Raw genomic sequence first — 1,619 nt, 5'->3', positions numbered from 1 at the left:
CTATTGGCAAAGCTTCGAACCCCGCAGCGCGACCGCCGCGGCGGGCAGCGCACTGGCCGCGACCCGCACGCCGCACGCGCTGCTCGGCGGCGTGCTCGCGAGCCCGCTGCCGATCTTCCAGGCGACGATCGGCCTCGGCGACCAGCCGTGGCTCGTCGACCACCGCATCTTCGATTTCACGCTGTTCCCGGCGACCGGCTTCCTGGAGCTGATGCAGGCCGCCGCGCGCGAGGTCGGCGGTGGCGACGATGTGCGGCTGCAGGACCTCGCGATCCGCGAAGGCCTGGTGCTGCCGGAGCAGGGCGGCGTGACGCTGCAGGTGGTCGTGACGCCGGCCGACGCGGTCGCGCCCGATGCGCAGACGGTGCAGGTGTTCAGTCGTGCCGGCGATGACGCCGCGTGGCGCCTGCATGCGAGCGCCACGCTGCTGCCGGGCCGCGGCGACGCGCCGGCGGTCGGCGAGGCGTGGCGGCTGGCCGGTGCGCCGACGCAGCCGGTCGAGCCCTACTACGACAAGCTCGCCGCGCAGGGTGCGCACTACGGGCCGGCGTTCCGCGGCATCACGTCGATCGCGCGCGACGGCACGCAGGTGCTCGGCCGCGTGCAGTTGCCGCCCGGGCTGCCGACCACGGGCCTGGTGCTGCATCCGGCCTTGCTCGATGCCTGCCTGCAGCTGATCGGCCTCGGCCTGCCGTGGGCGGATGACCCGCTCGGCAGCGATGACATCTGCGTGCCGGTCGGCCTGGCCGGCTACCGCGTGTTCAGCAGTGGCGTGGCGCAGGCCTGGTGCCAGGTGCGCGTCGAACCCGCCGGCCGCGACGCCGACGTGCTGCGTGCCGACCTGACGCTGCTCGACGACGACGGCCGCGTGCTGGCCGAGCTGTCCGGGCTGGAGCTGCGCCGCATCACGCACGAGGCGCTGCAGCGGGTGGCCGGCCTGCCGGCTGCGAGTGCGGTGCCGGACTGGGCGTTCGAGACCGAATGGCGGGCCACCCCGCTGACCGCGGCGCCCGCCGATGCACCCGGCCGCTGGCTGATCCTCGCCGACCGCACCGGCGTCGGCGCCGGCCTCGCGACACGGCTGAAGGCCGAGGGTGCCGGCGTCGCGCTGGTCTACCGCGGCGACGGATTTGCGGCGCTCGCCGAAGGCTGGCAGGTCGATGCGGCCGACAGCGCGCAGATCCGCCGCGCGATCGACGAGGCCGCGCAAGCCGACGCCCGCCCGCTGCAGGGCGTCGTCGTGCTGTGGGCGCTGGTGCCGCCGGTCGCGCAGACGCTGGAGGCGATGGAGAACGCGCAGGCCCTGCTGCTCGGCAACCTGCTGCACGCCGCGCAGGCGCTCGGCGATTCGAGCGCGCGGCGCTGGCTCGTCACGCGCGGCGCACAACCGGTGCAGGGCTCGGTGCCCGACCTGGTGCAGGCCACCGTCTGGGGCCTGGGCGGCGTCGTCGCGTCCGAAGCACCGCTCGCGCGCTGCGTGCGCATCGACCTCGACCCGGTCGTGCGTGCCGACGAAGCCGAGCTGCTGTTCTCAAGCCTCTGGCAGGCCGATGCCGAAGACCGCGTCGCGCTGCGCGACGGCACGCGCCTGGCCGCGCGCCTGGTGCCCGGCGTCTTCG

The 1,619-nt window shown here is 75.2% G+C and carries 1 protein-coding gene; it reads left to right on the top strand.

The features are described from left to right. A partial coding sequence (locus AC1D12_RS32900) for a polyketide synthase dehydratase domain-containing protein (RefSeq protein WP_477845317.1) occupies positions 1 to 1,619 on the top strand: 1,619 nt, incomplete at both ends.

The organism is Rhizobacter sp. P1_G5 (assembly GCF_056405435.1).
This window is presented reverse-complemented; position numbering and strand designations above follow the sequence as displayed.